This is a genomic window from Pseudomonas sp. TMP9 (assembly GCF_037943105.1).
Classification (GTDB): Bacteria; Pseudomonadota; Gammaproteobacteria; order Pseudomonadales; family Pseudomonadaceae; genus Aquipseudomonas.
This window is the reverse complement of sequence record NZ_CP149803.1, coordinates 1412296-1428690: the sequence shown is the minus strand read 5'-3', so window position 1 is coordinate 1428690 and position 16395 is coordinate 1412296. Positions and strand designations below refer to the sequence as shown.

13 protein-coding genes are annotated in these 16395 nt (G+C 57.8%); 9 read left to right on the top strand and 4 right to left on the bottom strand.

All coding sequences use genetic code 11. The features are described from left to right. Positions 1–5 precede the first annotated feature (5 nt). Complete coding sequence (locus WF513_RS06765) at positions 6–1727, bottom strand: DEAD/DEAH box helicase (RefSeq protein ID WP_339082657.1); 1722 nt, start codon at positions 1725–1727, stop codon at positions 6–8. 362 nt (positions 1728–2089) lie between these two features. Here WF513_RS06765 and WF513_RS06760 point away from each other — a divergent pair, with 362 nt between their 5' ends. After that, entirely contained in the window at positions 2090–2881 is a 792-nt protein-coding gene (locus tag WF513_RS06760; RefSeq protein WP_339082655.1) for a crotonase/enoyl-CoA hydratase family protein, read from the top strand. A gap of 115 nt (positions 2882–2996) precedes the next feature. Here the strand turns inward: WF513_RS06760 and WF513_RS06755 are convergent, their stop codons facing one another. Further along, positions 2997–3770, bottom strand: a complete 774-nt coding sequence (locus tag WF513_RS06755; RefSeq protein ID WP_339082653.1) for a spermidine synthase — start codon at positions 3768–3770, stop codon at positions 2997–2999. 417 nt (positions 3771–4187) lie between these two features. Here WF513_RS06755 and WF513_RS06750 point away from each other — a divergent pair, with 417 nt between their 5' ends. Both WF513_RS06750 and WF513_RS06745 read left to right on the top strand, forming a co-directional pair. Then, the gene (locus tag WF513_RS06750) at positions 4188–5534 is read left to right on the top strand and encodes a 3-deoxy-7-phosphoheptulonate synthase class II (RefSeq protein ID WP_339082651.1); all 1347 of its coding nucleotides are present in this window, start codon (positions 4188–4190) and stop codon (positions 5532–5534) included. Positions 5535–5614: 80 nt separating this feature from the next. Next, positions 5615–5782 carry a DUF2897 family protein gene (locus WF513_RS06745; protein WP_339082649.1) on the top strand — a complete coding sequence of 56 codons (168 nt, stop codon included), beginning with the start codon at positions 5615–5617 and terminating at the stop codon, positions 5780–5782. A gap of 255 nt (positions 5783–6037) precedes the next feature. On the opposite strand, the gene WF513_RS06740 is transcribed toward WF513_RS06745, so the two are convergent. Then, positions 6038–6802 carry an ABC transporter substrate-binding protein gene (locus WF513_RS06740; protein WP_339082647.1) on the bottom strand — a complete coding sequence of 255 codons (765 nt, stop codon included), beginning with the start codon at positions 6800–6802 and terminating at the stop codon, positions 6038–6040. Positions 6803–6935: 133 nt separating this feature from the next. Further along, on the bottom strand, positions 6936–7559 hold the full coding sequence (locus WF513_RS06735; protein ID WP_339082645.1) for a TetR/AcrR family transcriptional regulator: 624 nt from the start codon (positions 7557–7559) through the stop codon (positions 6936–6938). Between the two features lie 215 nt (positions 7560–7774). Between WF513_RS06735 and WF513_RS06730 the strand changes: the two genes are divergently transcribed. From WF513_RS06730 to WF513_RS06705, 6 genes are all read left to right on the top strand, one after another. Then, positions 7775–9562: an acyclic terpene utilization AtuA family protein gene (locus WF513_RS06730; RefSeq protein WP_339082643.1), complete on the top strand. Its 1788-nt coding sequence runs from the start codon at positions 7775–7777 to the stop codon at positions 9560–9562. A 128-nt stretch (positions 9563–9690) separates the two neighbouring features. Next, positions 9691–10560 carry an SDR family oxidoreductase gene (locus WF513_RS06725; protein ID WP_339082641.1) on the top strand — a complete coding sequence of 290 codons (870 nt, stop codon included), beginning with the start codon at positions 9691–9693 and terminating at the stop codon, positions 10558–10560. A gap of 4 nt (positions 10561–10564) precedes the next feature. After that, on the top strand, positions 10565–12181 hold the full coding sequence (atuC, locus tag WF513_RS06720) for a geranyl-CoA carboxylase subunit beta (protein ID WP_339082639.1): 1617 nt from the start codon (positions 10565–10567) through the stop codon (positions 12179–12181). 17 nt (positions 12182–12198) lie between these two features. Then, positions 12199–13359: a citronellyl-CoA dehydrogenase gene (gene atuD / locus WF513_RS06715; protein ID WP_339082637.1), complete on the top strand. Its 1161-nt coding sequence runs from the start codon at positions 12199–12201 to the stop codon at positions 13357–13359. Positions 13360–13479: 120 nt separating this feature from the next. Beyond that, entirely contained in the window at positions 13480–14280 is an 801-nt protein-coding gene (locus WF513_RS06710) for an enoyl-CoA hydratase-related protein (RefSeq protein WP_339082635.1), read from the top strand. A 108-nt stretch (positions 14281–14388) separates the two neighbouring features. Beyond that, the gene (locus WF513_RS06705; RefSeq protein ID WP_339082633.1) at positions 14389–16377 is read left to right on the top strand and encodes an acetyl/propionyl/methylcrotonyl-CoA carboxylase subunit alpha; all 1989 of its coding nucleotides are present in this window, start codon (positions 14389–14391) and stop codon (positions 16375–16377) included. Positions 16378–16395: the final 18 nt, after the last annotated feature.

Genomic DNA, 16395 nt, shown 5'->3' with positions numbered 1-16395 from the left:
GAAGATCAATCTTCGCGATAACGACGCAACTTCAACGGCTTACCGCCAACACGGGTGTCTTTGAGCTTAGTCAGTAGGCGCTCAAGGCCATCTTCCGGCAGTTCGACCAAGCTGAAGCTCTCGCGCACCTGAATGCGGCCGATGTCTTCGCGGACCAAACCGCCTTCATTAAGAATGGCGCCCAGCAGGTTTTTCGCGGCGATACCGTCACGAGCGCCCAAGGCGGTACGGCAACGCGCTTTGCCTTCACTCAGCGGTACTGGAGCACGACGCTCACGGCTGCCTTCGCGATCAGGACGTTCGCTGCGTTCGCTGCTGCGCTCGCTACGTTCACGCGGACCGCCGCTGCTGCCGGGCACCAATGGCTGATCACGTTCAACTTCAGCCAGAGTCAGTGCCTGGCCATTGGTGGCCTTGCGCAGCAGGGCTGCGGCCAGCGCGCGCGGGCTGCAACCGATATCAGCAGTCAGGCGATCAAGCAACTCACCGTGGCTGGCTTCAGCATCAGCCACCAACGGCGCGAGGCTGTTGGTTAGTTTTTTGATGCGTGCATCCAGTACCTGTTTGGCGTCTGGCAGCTTTACCTCACCGACTTTTTGACCGGTAACACGCTCAATAACTTGCAGCATGCGACGCTCACGCGGCGTCACCAGCAGCAGGGCGCGACCTGTACGGCCAGCACGGCCAGTACGGCCAATACGGTGCACGTAGGACTCAGGGTCGTATGGCATGTCCACGTTCATCACGTGAGTGATGCGCGGTACGTCGAGGCCACGAGCGGCAACGTCGGTTGCAATCACGATGTCCAAACGGCCATCTTTCAACGACTCAATAACGCGCTCACGCTGGTTCTGCGCGATATCGCCGTTGAGTGCGGCAGCCTTATAACCCTTAGCTTCCAGCGCGGAGGCCAGGTCCAAGGTGGCTTGCTTGGTGCGCACAAAACCGATCAGTGCGTCGAACTCTTCGACTTCGAGTAAACGCAGCACGGCAGCTTGCTTCTGATCGGCGTGAACCATCAGGTGCACCTGCTCAATGGCAGTTACGGTCTGCGTTTTAGTTTCGATTTTGACGTGCTTAGGATCACGCAAGTGCTTTTCAGCAATAGCACGGATCGAGTGCGGCAGCGTGGCGGAGAACAGCACCGTCTGACGGCTTTCCGGCATGGCTTTGAAGATCACTTCAAGGTCATCCATGAAGCCCAGCTTGAGCATTTCGTCGGCTTCGTCGAGAACCAAGTGCTGAATAGTCGACAGCACTTTTTCGTCACGACGCAAGTGGTCAACCAGACGACCCGGTGTGGCCACAACAATTTGCGCACCATTGCGAATGGCTTTCAGCTGCGGACCCATCGGGGCGCCGCCGTAAACAGCAATAACGCTAACGCCAGGCATTTGCTTGGCATAGGTTTCAAACGCGGTGGCAACCTGCAGCGCCAACTCACGCGTCGGCGCCAGGATAAGCGCTTGTGGCTGACGCTTGGCCGGGTCAATGCGGCTGAGGATTGGCAGGGCGAAGGCAGCGGTTTTACCGGTACCCGTCTGAGCTTGGCCGATCATGTCGTGGCCGGCAAGGATCACTGGAATTGCTTGAATCTGAATAGCCGATGGCTCTTCATAGCCGGTGGCAATAACAGCAGCGAGAACATTGGGGTGTAGATCGAGAGCGGCGAAGCCGCCGATTTCCTGGGTCATGGGTCTGCCTCTAGTGCATCCGCAAAGACCCATATTCCAAAGCTGCGCATGCCGTGTAAGACCCGAAAGTCACCCTGGCAGCCATGTCGGCGGGGATTTGCGAAAACGTGTGATAAATGAATCGTCAAGGATAGTCCGCAAAAGGGACTAACTGCCAAAGTTAACCTTCGGGCGAGTTGTACTACCTGAACGTGGCCATGAATTGACCGGCGCGCAATATACCTGAAAACCTGGCCGATGTGGCTGGTTTTGCAAAATAAGCACTGAAACAGAGCAAAAATAGGTCATTAATAGTGCCAATAACGTGCTTGGTGGCCATGCTCTGATAGCCTGCAACTGTCAGCTATAACCCTGCAGCTGAATTTACTCAACCCGCGCACAAGGAACTCACCGCCATGACCCAAAGCACCAGCGGCCGCGTCAGCCGAGAAAAACGCGGCCAAATCATGATGATCGGTCTAGACCGGGCAAGCAAACGTAACGCGTTCGATTTGCCCCTGCTAGACGACATGTGCCGGGCTTATGGTGAGTTTGAGCGTGACAGCGATGCCCGGGTGGCCTTGGTATTTGCCCATGGCGAACACTTCACCGCAGGTCTAGACTTGGCCAACGTGGCGGCGCAGTTTGCCGCTGGCTGGCAAATACCCGAAGGCGGTTGCGACCCTTGGGGCGTTTTTGGCGGGCCGCGGGTGAGCAAACCGGTGATCGTCGCCGCGCAAGGCTACTGCTACACCATTGGCATTGAGCTGATGCTCGCCTCAGACATTAATCTGTGCGCCAGCAACACCCGTTTTGCCCAAATGGAAGTGCAACGCGGTATTTTCCCCTTCGGCGGTGCCACCTTGCGTATGCATCAAACGGCAGGCTGGGGCAATGCCATGCGCTGGTTGCTGACCGGTGATGAGTTCGATGCCCATGAGGCCTATCGCCTCGGCTTAGTGCAAGAAGTTGTAGCCAGCGAAGAGTTACTGCCCAAGGCACTCATACTGGCCGAACGGATTGCCGCTCAGGCGCCGTTGGGTGTGCAGGCTACGCTGGCCTCAGCACGTCAGGCTGTGGTTGAAGGGCCTGCAGCTGCAGCGGCCGGCTTGCACGCCACGGTAACTCGATTGATGGCCAGCGAAGATGCGCAGGAAGGCGTCAACGCCATGCTGGAGCGGCGCGCGGGGGACTTTAAAGGGCGCTGAACGCAATCAGCCGCCGGGCTTCGAAGAAACTGAATTTACGCGATCACACGCCAAGACCCTGCAAGCCTGCTTTTAAGGCAGCAGGGCAGACGCGCAGCAGACCCTCAACAGGCCCTTAAGTCGCTGGGCGCAGCGCCTTAATCAATGACTCCAGCGAATAACCAAACTGCGGCGCCAGCAAGGCATTGCGCCGACGCAGCTCATCGGGGTCAATCTGCTGCTCAAGGTCAGCCGGCACCAGCAGCACCACGTTGCCTTCCTTCACCGGGCATTCCCAATAATGCCGGTGATAAAGACCACGCAGCAGCGGCGCACCAAGGGGTTTGCCGTCATTGCCAGCCCATTGATTAATGATCAACCAACCGCCGGGGTTGAGCTGCTTCTGGCAGTTTTCGAGAAAACGCCAAGCCAGATGCCCCGTCGCCGGGCCGTGGTCGGTGTACAGGTCGACAAATAGCAAGTCGGTCTTTTCCGCACTCTCCAGCAACTCCAGCGCATCACCGATGCGAATGGTCAGCCGAGGGTCGTCAGCAAGGCCCATATGCTCCATAGCCAGACGCGGCACATCGGCACGCAACTCGATCACTTCAACATCGTCCAGTGGTAAAAACTTCAAACACGCCTGGGTCAGATTGCCGGCACCGAGCCCGAGAAACAACGCACTTTCGGGATGCTCATGGCACAACGCGCCGAGCAGCATGGCACGCGTGTAGTCGTACTCCAGCCAGCTCGGGTCAGGCATATAGACGCAGCTCTGCTCGATCGCCTCACCGAATTCAAGAAAACGGTAAGCACCCATTTCGACCACTTGAATAACTCCGAAGGCGTCGTGCACTTCGGCGATCAATAACGGATCCGGCATCTGACCAACCGGAGGTAAACCTGGCATGCACCCCTCTCCACCTTGATATCCCAAATTATTTTAACCTAGGTAACGGCAGCAATTGTCATTGAGGTACCCCACCGGGGTCACGCAATAATTAGCCAGCTTGCCTTCTGCACTGTGGCCGCCGCACAGCTAAACCAAGAAGAACGCATCGAGTTCTGCCACGTACACCATTATCGGTGCGGGTCCCATGGGCTGTGTACAGCGCGTCAACTGCGCCAACACGCAATCGACCGTGCCCCGCTCATGCCCAACTGCCCCGCGCTGCCCAGCCACTAGCACCTAGAGGCGTTCACGCTGCGCGATCAAAATAAAGCGTGCGTCATCATGCAGCAGCTCTATCGAGCCTATCGGCTTGAAGCATGCGGCTTATCGGTTAACATGCCAGTCCGCCCAATTTGACCAAAGCCGAGAGCCTTAATGTCGCAACCCTGGAGCCCTGAAAGCTGGAAAACCAAGCCTATCCAGCAGCAACCCATTTACCCAAACGCCGCGCACTTGCTAGACGTCGAGCAAAAGCTCGCCAGCTACCCGCCGCTGGTGTTTGCTGGGGAAGCTCGAGAGTTGCGCCGTCAGTTTGCTGAAGTCACCCAGGGTCGTGCGTTCTTGTTGCAGGGTGGCGACTGCGCGGAGAGCTTTGCCGAATTTTCCACGCTAAAAATCCGTGACACTTTCAAGGTGTTGCTGCAGATGGCTATCGTCATGACCTTCGCCGCTGGCTGCCCGGTGGTGAAAGTTGGCCGTATGGCTGGCCAGTTCGCCAAGCCACGCTCGGCCAATGATGAAACCATCGACGGCGTCACCCTGCCTGCCTACCGCGGTGACATTGTCAACGGCATCGGTTTTGATGAGAAAAGTCGCGTACCGGACCCAGAGCGTCTGTTGCAGGCTTACCATCAGTCCACCGCTTCACTGAACCTGCTGCGCGCTTTTGCTCAAGGCGGCTTTGCTGATTTGCACCAGGTGCACCAGTGGAACCTCGACTTTATTGCTAACTCCGCGTTAGGCGAGAAGTACAGCCAGTTGGCTGGGCGCATCGACGAGACCCTCGCCTTTATGCGCGCCTGCGGCATGGACGGCGCCACCCAAGTGCGTGAAACCAGCTTCTTCACCGCCCACGAAGCGTTGCTGCTGAATTACGAACAAGCCTTTGTGCGCAAGGACAGCCTGACGGGCGGTTGGTACGACTGTTCGGCGCATATGCTTTGGGTTGGCGATCGCACCCGGCAGCTGGACGGCGCGCACGTTGAGTTTTTGCGCGGTGTCGGCAACCCAATTGGGGTGAAGGTCGGCCCGAGCATGAGCAGCGAAGACCTGATCCGCCTGATCGACATCCTTAACCCGGACAACGATCCCGGCCGCCTCAACCTGATCGTGCGCATGGGCGCTGATAAAGTCGAAGCCGGCCTGCCGCGCCTGATCCAGACCGTTCAACGTGAAGGCCGCCAGGTGTTGTGGAGCTCTGACCCGATGCACGGCAACACTATCAAGGCCAGCAGTGGCTATAAGACGCGCGACTTTGCGCAGATTCTTAATGAGGTGAAGCAGTTTTTTGCCGTGCACCAAGCGGAGGGCAGCTATGCCGGCGGCATCCATATTGAGATGACCGGGCAAAACGTCACTGAATGCATTGGTGGCGCGAGGCCGATCACCGAGGCAGGCTTGTCCGATCGTTACCACACCCACTGCGACCCACGGATGAACGCCGACCAGTCGCTGGAACTGGCCTTCCTGATCGCGGAAACCCTAAAGCAGGTCCGCCGCTAGCGATCAAATCGCGGCGGCTGCCCTGACAGAACAGCCGACAACAGGTTATGGTGCAGATCCAAACCAATGAGGAACTGCCCATGCCTTGGTATATCTGGCTGTTGTTACTTCTGGTACTGGGCTCCATCGCTGGCGGCCTGATGATGGTGCTACGCACCGCTAAACCGCTGCCACTAAGCGAGGAGCAACTCAAGCAAATCCATTTGCGTGAGCTTGAACAAGAAGCCAAAGATTCCCGCGAGAATTAACTCCCGCTCACCGCACGAGCGGGGTGCAGGCGACTGATATGTCGGCCCTGCGCGGGGTCAATCGGTGGTTAATTACTGATACAGCGGCCTGCTCAAGCTCTGCCCACGGGGTCCGCAGTCAATCTTGAGCAGTGGCTGCATTAAGTCGCCGCAACGCAGCCCACACAACGCTGACCAAATTGCCAGTGCGGCTCACCCCTCACAACAATCAACCTTACAACCCTCAGTTTCCTCAGGTCAGCGTGCCTCAGGCTTTCACTCGCGGCTCGGCGTCGGAGTGCTGCGTAAATTGTAGCGGCCAAGCAATTTTTCCAGTTGTTGATCGCTATTAAGCTGTTCAAGTAGAGCGTCAAATACCTGCGGGGAAATGGCTGATTGCAGGCGAAATAAAGCCTGATGCTGATAAACCTGATCGGGGCGATCGGAAACCAGCAGCGCCGTGCTTTGCTCAGGGTAGCGCTGTTGATAAGTGCGCATGTAAGAACGCGGTATCAAGGCAATATCAGCACGGCCAAGCAGCAACATTGTTAGGTTGCTGTCGTGGGAATAGGTCAGCAGCGCATTGAAGTGCTCAGTCAAAAACTGCCTGTCCGAATTAAACCCAGCGAAGCTGTAGTGATAGCCGCTGTAGAGGGCCATACGCTTGCCCGTGAAGTCATCAAAATAGCGTTGATCGCGATCCGGCTGCGCCCGCGCCACATACACTTCAGCATCTTCGATATGCAGCCCCAAGGATTCGTGGGCTATGTGCTGCCAGCCCCACGCGGGCGACTCGAAAAGGATTAGATCGAAGCGACCGCTTTGCAGGTCGCGGTAACGGCGCATCGCTGAGGTGGCCACAAGGGTGAAGCGATATTCACCCTGCAGTTGATTAAACGCTTTCAGCAAATCTGGCAGCAGGCCACTTGCACCCGCACTTTCCGGCTTAATCAAATAGGGCGGAAAGTGGTAAGCCCCCACTCTGATTTCTGTAGCGGCCTGGGCAACACAGGCCGCTGAAAGCATAAGCGTCAATAGCATACGTTTAATCAGCATGGCCAAGAGAGGACCTCAGAACAGGCTAAATGCAGTGGTTGATTGAGTGAACCTAAGCACTCAAATATGTTGGCGCCAAAATACTATCAAATTGCCATCCAAGCGTAGCTCAATCTACTCAGATTTCTTTAATAACCAGTGACAACGCCTCTTCGGCCAGCTGATCTAACGACATGGCCCCCTCCGGGCGAAACCAGGTATTGGTCCAACTCAGCGCGCCAGTGAGCAGGCGACGCATGATAAAGGGGTCCGCCTTAAAGTAACCGGCCGCCCTCGCCTCACTGAGTACCGTCAACCAAAGCTGCTCATAGGTGTCGCGCAGCTCGAGGACAACCGCCCGGCCCTGTTCTGACAGCGAGCGCCATTCATACACCAGCACCGCCATCGCCTCACCGGTGCCGCCCATAATAGATTGCAGCTCGCAGCGAATCAGCGCCAACACGCGCCCACGTAAATCGCTGGCCTCGGACAAAGACGCCTGCATCAGGGCCGTGTTGTAGCGAATGGTTTCCTCCATCACTGAGCGCAGAATTTCATCCTTGCTCTTAAAGTGATGAAAAATACTGCCGGATTGAATACCTACAGCACTGGCCAAATCACGCACCGTGGTGCGCTCATAGCCCTTACTGCGGAATAAATGTGCTGCGGTTTGCAGCAGTTTGCCACGTGCGCTGTCCGGGTCGGTGACTTGCCCACTGGCCACCAGGTCCCGCATCACCGCCTGCGCTTGTTGATCATCCACGCTAAAAATTCTCCAGCTTTTATTGCCCTGGACCCAAAACCTTCTGTGTTTGCGCCCAAGTGCTTGTCGTTATTGATTAAATTTATGCTGCGCTAGCCACCCAAGCAAGCGCTTGGGCAGAATTAAGCAAAGAAAATACAGCGAAGGGCTTTTAAACCAAGCGCTTGCTTGGTAGCCTTCAACTCACCTTATTCATGTGTTGCGGACCTATCCCAATGACTAAAACCGTACGCATCGGCTGCGCTTCCGCCTTTTGGGGTGACACCAGCACCGCCGCCGCCCAGCTCGTAAAGGGCACCGAACTGGATTACTTGGTATTCGACTATCTGGCCGAAGTGACCATGTCGATCATGGCTGGCGCACGGATGAAAAAACCGGACGCCGGTTACGCCACTGATTTTGTCGAAACACTCGCCCCGCTGCTGACTGATATTGCCTCGAAAAAAATCTGCGTAATCAGCAATGCTGGCGGGATTAACCCCAGTGCATGCGCGGCTGCCCTGGCAGCCGCGTGTGAACAGGCTGGCGTCAACTTGAAGATTGCCGTGCTGCATGGCGACAACCTGCAAAGCAAACTTGGCGAGCTGACCAAGGCCGGCACAGTGGAGATGTTTACCGGTGCGGCGTTACCGCCCTTTTGCGTCTCGGTTAATGCCTACCTTGGCGCACCGGGCATCGTCGCGGCCCTGCAAGCCGGTGCCGATATCGTCATCACCGGCCGCATCGTCGACAGCGCAGTGGTCAGCGCCGCGCTGGTGCATGAATTCAATTGGGCGTGGAGCGATTACGACCGCCTCGCTCAAGCAGCGCTGGCCGGGCATATTATCGAATGTGGCGCGCAATGCAGCGGTGGTAATTTCACGGATTGGCAAAGCGTACCCGACTACGAGCATATCGGCTTTCCCGTGGTGGAAGTCGCCGCTGATGGCAGTTTTGTTGTCAGCAAGCCCCAAGGCACCGGCGGCTTGATTACACCGTTTACGGTCGGTGAGCAGATGCTCTATGAAATTGGCGACCCACGGGCTTATTACCTGCCTGATGTGCTGTGTGACTTTACCCACGTCGAACTCGCGCAGGTCGGTGAAAATCATGTGTCACTTAAAGGCGCACATGGCCTGCCGCCCACTGATCAATACAAAGTCAGCGCCACTCATCCAGACGGCTTTCGCTGCACCGCCAGCTGCCTGATGGCGGGCATTGATGCGGTGAAAAAAGCTGAGCGCGTTAGCCAAGCAATTATCAACAAGACCGAAGAGATGTTCGCTGAGCGCGGCTGGGGGCCTTACAAAGAAGTCAGCATTGAACTGCTGGGTTCGGAAGCCACTTACGGCGCTCAAGGTCAACGCACTGACACCCGCGAAATTGTCATCAAGATCGCCGTACGCCATGCCAAGAAAGAAGCGCTGGTGTTGTTCTCCCGTGAGATCGCTCAAGCCGCCACCGGCATGGCACCGGGCCTAACCGGCATCGTCGGTGGCCGTCCCACTGTTTACCCGGTGATCCGACTGTTTAGCTTCCTCGCAGACAAACAGGCCTGCGCCTTGGAAGTGGAAATAAACGGTCAACGTACGCCCGTTGCACTGCCGCAGATCGCGGTACTCGATAGCACGCAGATCGCCCGCGACATACCTGCCCCGCTGCCAACCGGTAAAGCCGATACCACAGTGCCGCTAATCAAACTGGCAGTGGCGCGCTCCGGCGATAAGGGTAACCACAGCAATATCGGCGTGATGGCCAGAAAGCCCGAGTATCTGGCGTGGATCGCGGCTGCGCTGACCGAGGCTGCCGTGGCCGAATGGATGCAACACGCCCTCGACCCACAAAGCAGCACGGTAACCCGTTGGTATTTACCCGCCAGCCACAGCTTGAATTTTTTGCTGGAGAACGCCCTAGGCGGTGGCGGTATTGCTTCCCTGCGTATTGACCCGCAGGGCAAAGCCTTCGCACAACAGCTGCTGGAGTTCCCAATCCCGGTGCCCAAGGCCATCGCCGAACACCTATAAAACGAAGGGTGGGTTAGCCGTAGGCGTAACCCACCGAAAGCCTCAGCCAAGCCGGTAACGAGGCACAGATCCATGGTGGGCTACGCCGCTTCGCGGCTAACCCACCCTAAAAAAGGCACGTATTCGACATGAGCTACGACTCAGTGTTTAAACCCGGTCTGTTCAACGGTCAGACCATTCTGGTCACCGGTGGCGGCAGCGGCATTGGCCGTTGCACCGCTCATGAACTCGCTCACCTAGGCGCTCATGTGGTGCTGGTGGGGCGCAAGCTGGAAAAACTCGAAACCACCTGCAGCGAAATTAACGCCGATGGCGGCAGCGCCAGCGTGCAGGTGTGCGACATCCGCGACGAAGACGCCGTCAAGGCCATGGTTAAAACGGTAGTCACCGAACGCGGGCAGATCCACCACCTGGTCAATAATGCGGGCGGCCAATTCCCCGCGCCGCTGGTTGGTATCAACCAAAAGGGCTTTGAAACGGTGGTGCGCACCAACTTGGTCGGCGGCTTTCTGATCGCCAAAGAAGTGTTTATGCAGAGCATGAGCAAGCATGGTGGCAGCATCGTCAACATGCTCGCTGACATGTGGGGCGGCATGCCCGGCATGGGCCACTCCGGGGCAGCACGCGCGGGTATGGAAAACTTCACCAAGACCGCCGCCTATGAGTGGGGTCACGCGGGGGTGCGGGTGAATGCCGTTGCACCTGGCTGGATCGCCTCCAGCGGTATGGACACCTACCCCGAATCAATGAAAACCATGATCCGCAACCTCAAAGATCACGTGCCGCTGCAGCGCATCGGCAGCGAGTCAGAAGTAGCGGCGGCCATCGTCTTTCTGCTCACCCCCGGGGCTAACTTTATCAGCGGCAACACCATTCGTATCGACGGTGCAGCGAGCCAAGGCACCCGCGCGTGGACGTTGGGCAAGGCGAAAAATAGCGAGTCTTATAACGGCTTCCACCGGGCCTATGTGCCTGATGTTTTGAAAGATCAGGAGTAGCAGCATGCCGGTGATTCAATCCGAGATCGACGTACAGGGTGAGGACTTCGCCAAAAATCGCGAGGTGATGCTCGCCGCCGTGGCCAGCTTCCGTGACATTGAACAGACCTGCCTAAACAAGGCGGCCGATGCTAAGGCCAAATTCGACAAGCGCGGCCAATTGCTGCCCCGTGAGCGCCTTAACCTGCTGCTTGACCCAGGCGCCCCGTTTCTCGAACTGTCGTCGCTGGCAGGCTACAAGCTGCATGACGATAAGGATGGCACCCAGGCCGGTGGCGGAATTATTTCCGGCATCGGCTACATTGCGGGAGTGCGTTGCCTGATAACCGCCAGCAACAGCGCCATCAAAGGCGGCACTATCTCCCCCACCGGCCTGAAAAAAACCCTGCGCCTGCAGCAAATTGCCGTCGAGAATAAACTGCCCGTGGTCACCCTGGCGGAAAGTGGCGGCGCCAACCTTAATTACGCCGCCGATATCTTTATCGAAGGCGCACGCGGCTTTGCCAACCAGGCCCGTATGTCGGCCATGGGCCTGCCGCAAATCACGGTGGTGCACGGTTCTAGCACAGCCGGTGGGGCGTATCAGCCCGGTTTGTCTGATTATGTAGTGGTGGTACGCGGCAAGGCCAAGATGTTCCTCGCTGGCCCGCCCTTGCTGAAAGCTGCCACGGGTGAAATTGCCACGGACGAGCAATTAGGCGGTGCAGAGATGCACGCCCAAGTCGCTGGCACCGCCGAATACCTCGCTGAAAATGACGCTGACGGCGTGCGCATGGCCCGCGAAATTGTCGCCATGTTGCCGTGGAATGCTCAATTACCGGCGCGCCCGGCCAAGACCTATCGCGAGCCGCTGTATGCCATCGAAGAGCTGCTTGGCATCGTCCCCTCTGATGCGAAAAAACCCTACGACGTGCGCGAAGTTATCGCCCGTATCGCTGATGGCTCAGTGTTTCTCGACTTCAAAAATGAGTTCGACAACCAAACCGTATGCGGTCACTTACAGATCGAAGGTCAACCCTGCGGCTTTATCGGCAATAACGGTCCGATCACGCCACAGGGCGCAGCTAAAGCCGCGCAATTTATTCAGCTGTGCGAGCAGAGCAACACGCCGATTTTGTTTTTTCATAACACCACAGGTTTTATGGTCGGCACCGAATCGGAACGACAGGGCGTGATCAAACACGGCTCAAAAATGATCCAGGCAGTGGCCAACGCCACCGTACCTAAGCTGACTATCGTGGTCGGCGGCTCCTATGGCGCGGGTAACTACGCCATGTGCGGCCGTGGGCTGGACCCCCGTTTTATATTCGCCTGGCCCAACAGTAAAACCGCCGTCATGGGCGGCGCACAGGCCGGCAAAGTATTGCGCATCGTCACCGAAGATAAGCATTTGAAGGAAGGTAAAGAAGCCGATCCAAAGATGCTCGATATGTTGGAAACCGTCACCGCACAAAAACTCGACAGCCAGTCCACCGCGCTCTACGGCACGGCCAGCCTGTGGGACGACGGCCTGATCGACCCCCGCGATACGCGTAAATTGCTTGGCTATTTGCTGGATATTTGCGCCGAAGCCGCCATACGCCCCCTTAAAACCAACTCGTTCGGCGTAGCCCGCCTGTAATCATCCGGAGAGAAACAATGATCTTCACTCAAGAACACGAAGAGCTACGCCGTACAGTCCGCAACTTCGTCGACAAAGAAATCAACCCACACGTTGAAGAGTGGGAAAAAGCTGGGCGCTTCCCCACCCATGAGATTTTTAAAATGGCCGGCGACCTCGGCTTGCTGGGCATCTCCAAGCCGGAAAAGTTCGGCGGCATGGGCCTGGATTACAGCTACTCAATCGTTGCAGCAGAAGAGTTCGGCACCATCATCTGCGGCGGCATCCCAATGTCCATCGGCGTGCAGACGGATATGTGCACCCCAGCCCTGGCCCGCTTCGGCTCTGACGAGCTGCGTGAGCAATTTCTGCGCCCAGCTATCAGCGGTGAGATGGTCGGCTGCATCGGCGTCTCTGAAGTGGGCGCCGGCTCCGATGTGGCCGGGCTGAAAACCACCGCCAAGAAAGATGGCGATGACTATGTAATCAACGGCAGCAAGATGTGGATCACCAACTCGCCGAGTGCTGATTTTATCTGCCTGCTGGCCAACACCAGCGACGACAAGCCGCACGTCAACAAGTCGCTGATCATGGTGCCAATGAATACGCCGGGCATCACCCTTAGCCCGCACCTGGAAAAACTCGGCATGCGCAGCTCGGAGACCGCCCAGGTGTTCTTTGACAACGTGCGCGTGCCGCAGCGCTACCGCATCGGCCATGAAGGCGCCGGTTTTATGATGCAGATGCTGCAGTTCCAGGAAGAGCGCCTGTTCGGTGCGGCCAACATGATCAAAGGTCTGGAGCACTGCATCAACGCCACCATTGATTACTGCAAAGAGCGTAAAACGTTTGGCACCGCATTGATCGACAACCAGGTCATCCACTTCCGCATGGCCGAGCTGCAGACTGAAATTGAATGCCTGCGCGCCTTGGTTTACCAGGCCACCGAGCAGTACGTACGCGGCAAAGATGTCACCAACCTGGCCTCCATGGCCAAGCTAAAGGCGGGCCGTTTGGGCCGTGAAGTCACCGACAGCTGCCTGCAATACTGGGGCGGCATGGGCTTTATGTGGGACAACACCGTTTCGCGCGCCTACCGCGACGTCCGTTTGGTTAGCATCGGCGGCGGTGCCGACGAAATCATGCTGGGCATTATCTGCAAGCTGATGGGCATTCTGCCGGGCAAAAAGAAGGGCTAAGAGCAGACACACGTAGGGTGGACGTCGCTTTTTACGTCCACCGTGGCACCGCTCGGTGGGTCAATAAAGCGTGACCCACCCTACGGCCGCCCTCTTTGCCAATACATCAAGGAACCTGCCATGGCCGACCTACCAAACTGCGAAACCCTGCTGCTTACCCTTGAGGCAGGCATGCTGCATGTGACCCTTAACCGCCCGGACAGCCGCAATGCCATGAGCCTGACCATGGTTACGGAGCTGCGTGCAGTACTGGAAAGCCTGCGCAATGATCTGAACGTGCGCGCCATCGTGCTGCGCGGCGCTGGTGGGCACTTCTGCGCCGGTGGCGATATCAAGGACATGGCCGGAGCTCGGTCTGCCGGTGATGATGCTTATCGCAACCTGAATCGCGCTTTCGGCAGCCTGTTGGAAGAAGCGCAAAACACGCCACAGGTGCTAATTGCTGTACTGGAAGGCGCGGTTCTGGGCGGTGGTTTCGGCTTGGCTTGCGTTTCCGATGTCGCGATTTGTCACCAAGATGCCAAGTTCGGTTTACCAGAGACCTCCTTAGGCATTTTGCCGGCGCAGATCGCACCCTTTGTGGTTAAACGGATCGGCCTCACCCACACCCGCCGCCTAGCCCTGACCGCTGCGCGTTTCAATGGCAGTGAGGCAGAGCGCCTTGGCCTGGTGCACTTCAGCGAAGCCAGTAACGATGCCATCGAAGCGCGCTTGCAACAGTGCCTAAGCCAGGTGCGCAGCTGTGCGCCGCACGCCAACGCGCAAACCAAAGCCTTGTTGTTAGCCGCAGAAAACGAGGCGATCGGCCCACTGTTGGACCGCGCCGCTGAACAGTTCGCGGCCGCCGTAACCGGCGCCGAAGGTGTTGAAGGCACAATGGCTTTTGTACAAAAACGCACGCCCAAATGGGCGCAGTTATAACGCCCCTCTCCTGCTTGCGGGAGAAGGAATGAATTGCAGGTGCCCGGATGCACTCCGGGAAAACCAACCCCGGAATGCATCCGGGCTACGTCTAGCAGGAGCACACAGATGCCCGCCTTTAACAAAATCCTGATCGCCAACCGCGGGGAAATTGCCTGCCGAGTGATGCGCACCGCCCAAGACCTCGGCTACCGCACGGTGGCCGTGTACTCCGAGGCTGACGCGGATACGCGTCATGTGCAGCTGGCTGACGAAGCCGTGTGCATCGGCCCAGCGCAGGTCAATCAGTCTTACCTGTTGATCGACAACATCATCGCGGCCGCACAAAAAACTGGAGCCGATGCGATTCATCCCGGCTACGGTTTCCTTTCTGAAAACGCTGATTTCGCCCGCGCTTGTGAAGCGGCAGGCATCGTCTTTATCGGCCCGACGGTAGAGGCCATTCACTTGATGGGCAGCAAGCGCCTGTCGAAGATTGCCATGCTTGAAGCCGGCGTGCCGTGCATCCCAGGCTTTGAAGGTGAGGCCCAGGACGACGAAACCCTAAGCCGAGAGGCTGCGCGCATCGGCTACCCACTGATGATCAAGGCCAGCGCCGGCGGCGGTGGGCGTGGCATGCGCTTGGTGCATGAGCCCAGCGAACTGTTGGCACAGATCCGCACCGCGCGCTCCGAGGCGCAGAACGCCTTTGGTTCTGGCGAGCTGATTCTCGAGCGCGCGGTGATCCAGCCACGCCATGTGGAAATCCAAGTGTTCGGCGACCAACACGGTCATATCGTCTACCTAGGCGAACGCGACTGCTCGGTGCAACGCCGCCATCAGAAGGTGGTTGAAGAAGCGCCCTGCCCGGTGATGACGCCGCAGTTACGTCAGGCCATGGGCGAGGCGGCGGTCAAAGCAGCCGCATCGGTTGATTATGTGGGCGCGGGCACAGTGGAGTTTTTGCTGGATCAGAGCGGCGAGTTTTTCTTTCTGGAAATGAACACCCGTCTGCAAGTTGAACACCCCGTGACGGAGCTGATCACCGGCCAGGATCTGGTCGCATGGCAAATTCGCGTCGCCGAGGGCCAACCGTTACCGCTCAAGCAGGAAGACATTCGTCTGACCGGTCACGCCATGGAAGTGCGCCTGTACGCTGAAGACGCCACGCAAAATTTCCTGCCGCAGACCGGCACCGCATTGCGCTGGGAACCCGCGCTGCGTGACGGCATCCGTATCGACCACGGCCTGGTTGAAGGCCAGGTTATCAGCCCGTTCTACGACCCGATGCTGGCCAAAGTGATCGCCTATGGCGCCACCCGTGAAGAGGCGCGGCGCAAGCTGGTGCGCGCGGTGGAGGATTGCGTGCTGCTGGGCGTGAATGGCAATCAGCGCTTCCTCGCCAATCTGCTTAGCCATCCCGAATTCGCCGCTGGTAATGCCACCACTGCGTTTATCGCTGAGCATTTTGCCACCGACCCAAGCCTCAGCCCGCAAGCGCCCGCTGCCGATGAACTGGCCATTGCTGCAGCCTTGCTGTTGCAGCGATCGGCCAATGCGCGCGCCCATCAAAACGGCCTTGCCGGCTGGCGTAATGCCGGCAGTGCGCCTTGGCGCTTTGTGCTTAAACATGGCGAGCAAATCTTTACGGTGGATGTGCACGTAGCTGCTGACGGCGCACAACCTCGTCTGTTGCTCACACTCGGCGAACAACAGATCAACCTCACGCTGCTGGCCAGTGATGGTCGCTGGGCCACTTTGGAGCTGGACGGTATTCGTCAACGCCTGGCCTACCACTTGGATGGCGACAACCTCTGGCTGTATGGCCACAACGGTAATCTGCAGCTGCTGGACATCACCCATCAGCCCGTCAGCAGTCAAGCGGGTGCAGGCTCAGGCAGCGTTAAGGCGCCGATGGATGGGGCGATTGTCGAGGTGTTGGTCGAGGTAGGCAGCACCGTCAGCAAAGGCCAGCTGTTGGTTGTGCTGGAAGCGATGAAGATGGAACACCCGCTTAAAGCCAGCATCGATGGCGTGGTCCGCCGAGTTAGCGTAAGCCGTGGTGATCAGGTGAAAAACCGGCAACTGCTGGTGGAGATCGACGCCCACGACGCTTAATGGCACAACCCTAGGATG

Bases quoted from the DNA above. Each gene is read 5' to 3' on its own strand.
- WF513_RS06710 (WP_339082635.1), top strand. From the start codon at position 13,480: ATGGCCGACCTACCAAACTGCGAAACCCTGCTGCTTACCCTTGAGGCA.
- atuC (WP_339082639.1), top strand. From the start codon at position 10,565: ATGCCGGTGATTCAATCCGAGATCGACGTACAGGGTGAGGACTTCGCC.
- WF513_RS06765 (WP_339082657.1), bottom strand. From the start codon at position 1,727: ATGGGTCTTTGCGGATGCACTAGAGGCAGACCCATGACCCAGGAAATC.
- WF513_RS06725 (WP_339082641.1), top strand. From the start codon at position 9,691: ATGAGCTACGACTCAGTGTTTAAACCCGGTCTGTTCAACGGTCAGACC.
- atuD (WP_339082637.1), top strand. From the start codon at position 12,199: ATGATCTTCACTCAAGAACACGAAGAGCTACGCCGTACAGTCCGCAAC.
- WF513_RS06745 (WP_339082649.1), top strand. From the start codon at position 5,615: ATGCCTTGGTATATCTGGCTGTTGTTACTTCTGGTACTGGGCTCCATC.
- WF513_RS06730 (WP_339082643.1), top strand. From the start codon at position 7,775: ATGACTAAAACCGTACGCATCGGCTGCGCTTCCGCCTTTTGGGGTGAC.
- WF513_RS06705 (WP_339082633.1), top strand. From the start codon at position 14,389: ATGCCCGCCTTTAACAAAATCCTGATCGCCAACCGCGGGGAAATTGCC.
- WF513_RS06755 (WP_339082653.1), bottom strand. From the start codon at position 3,770: ATGCCAGGTTTACCTCCGGTTGGTCAGATGCCGGATCCGTTATTGATC.
- WF513_RS06760 (WP_339082655.1), top strand. From the start codon at position 2,090: ATGACCCAAAGCACCAGCGGCCGCGTCAGCCGAGAAAAACGCGGCCAA.
- WF513_RS06750 (WP_339082651.1), top strand. From the start codon at position 4,188: ATGTCGCAACCCTGGAGCCCTGAAAGCTGGAAAACCAAGCCTATCCAG.
- WF513_RS06740 (WP_339082647.1), bottom strand. From the start codon at position 6,802: ATGCTATTGACGCTTATGCTTTCAGCGGCCTGTGTTGCCCAGGCCGCT.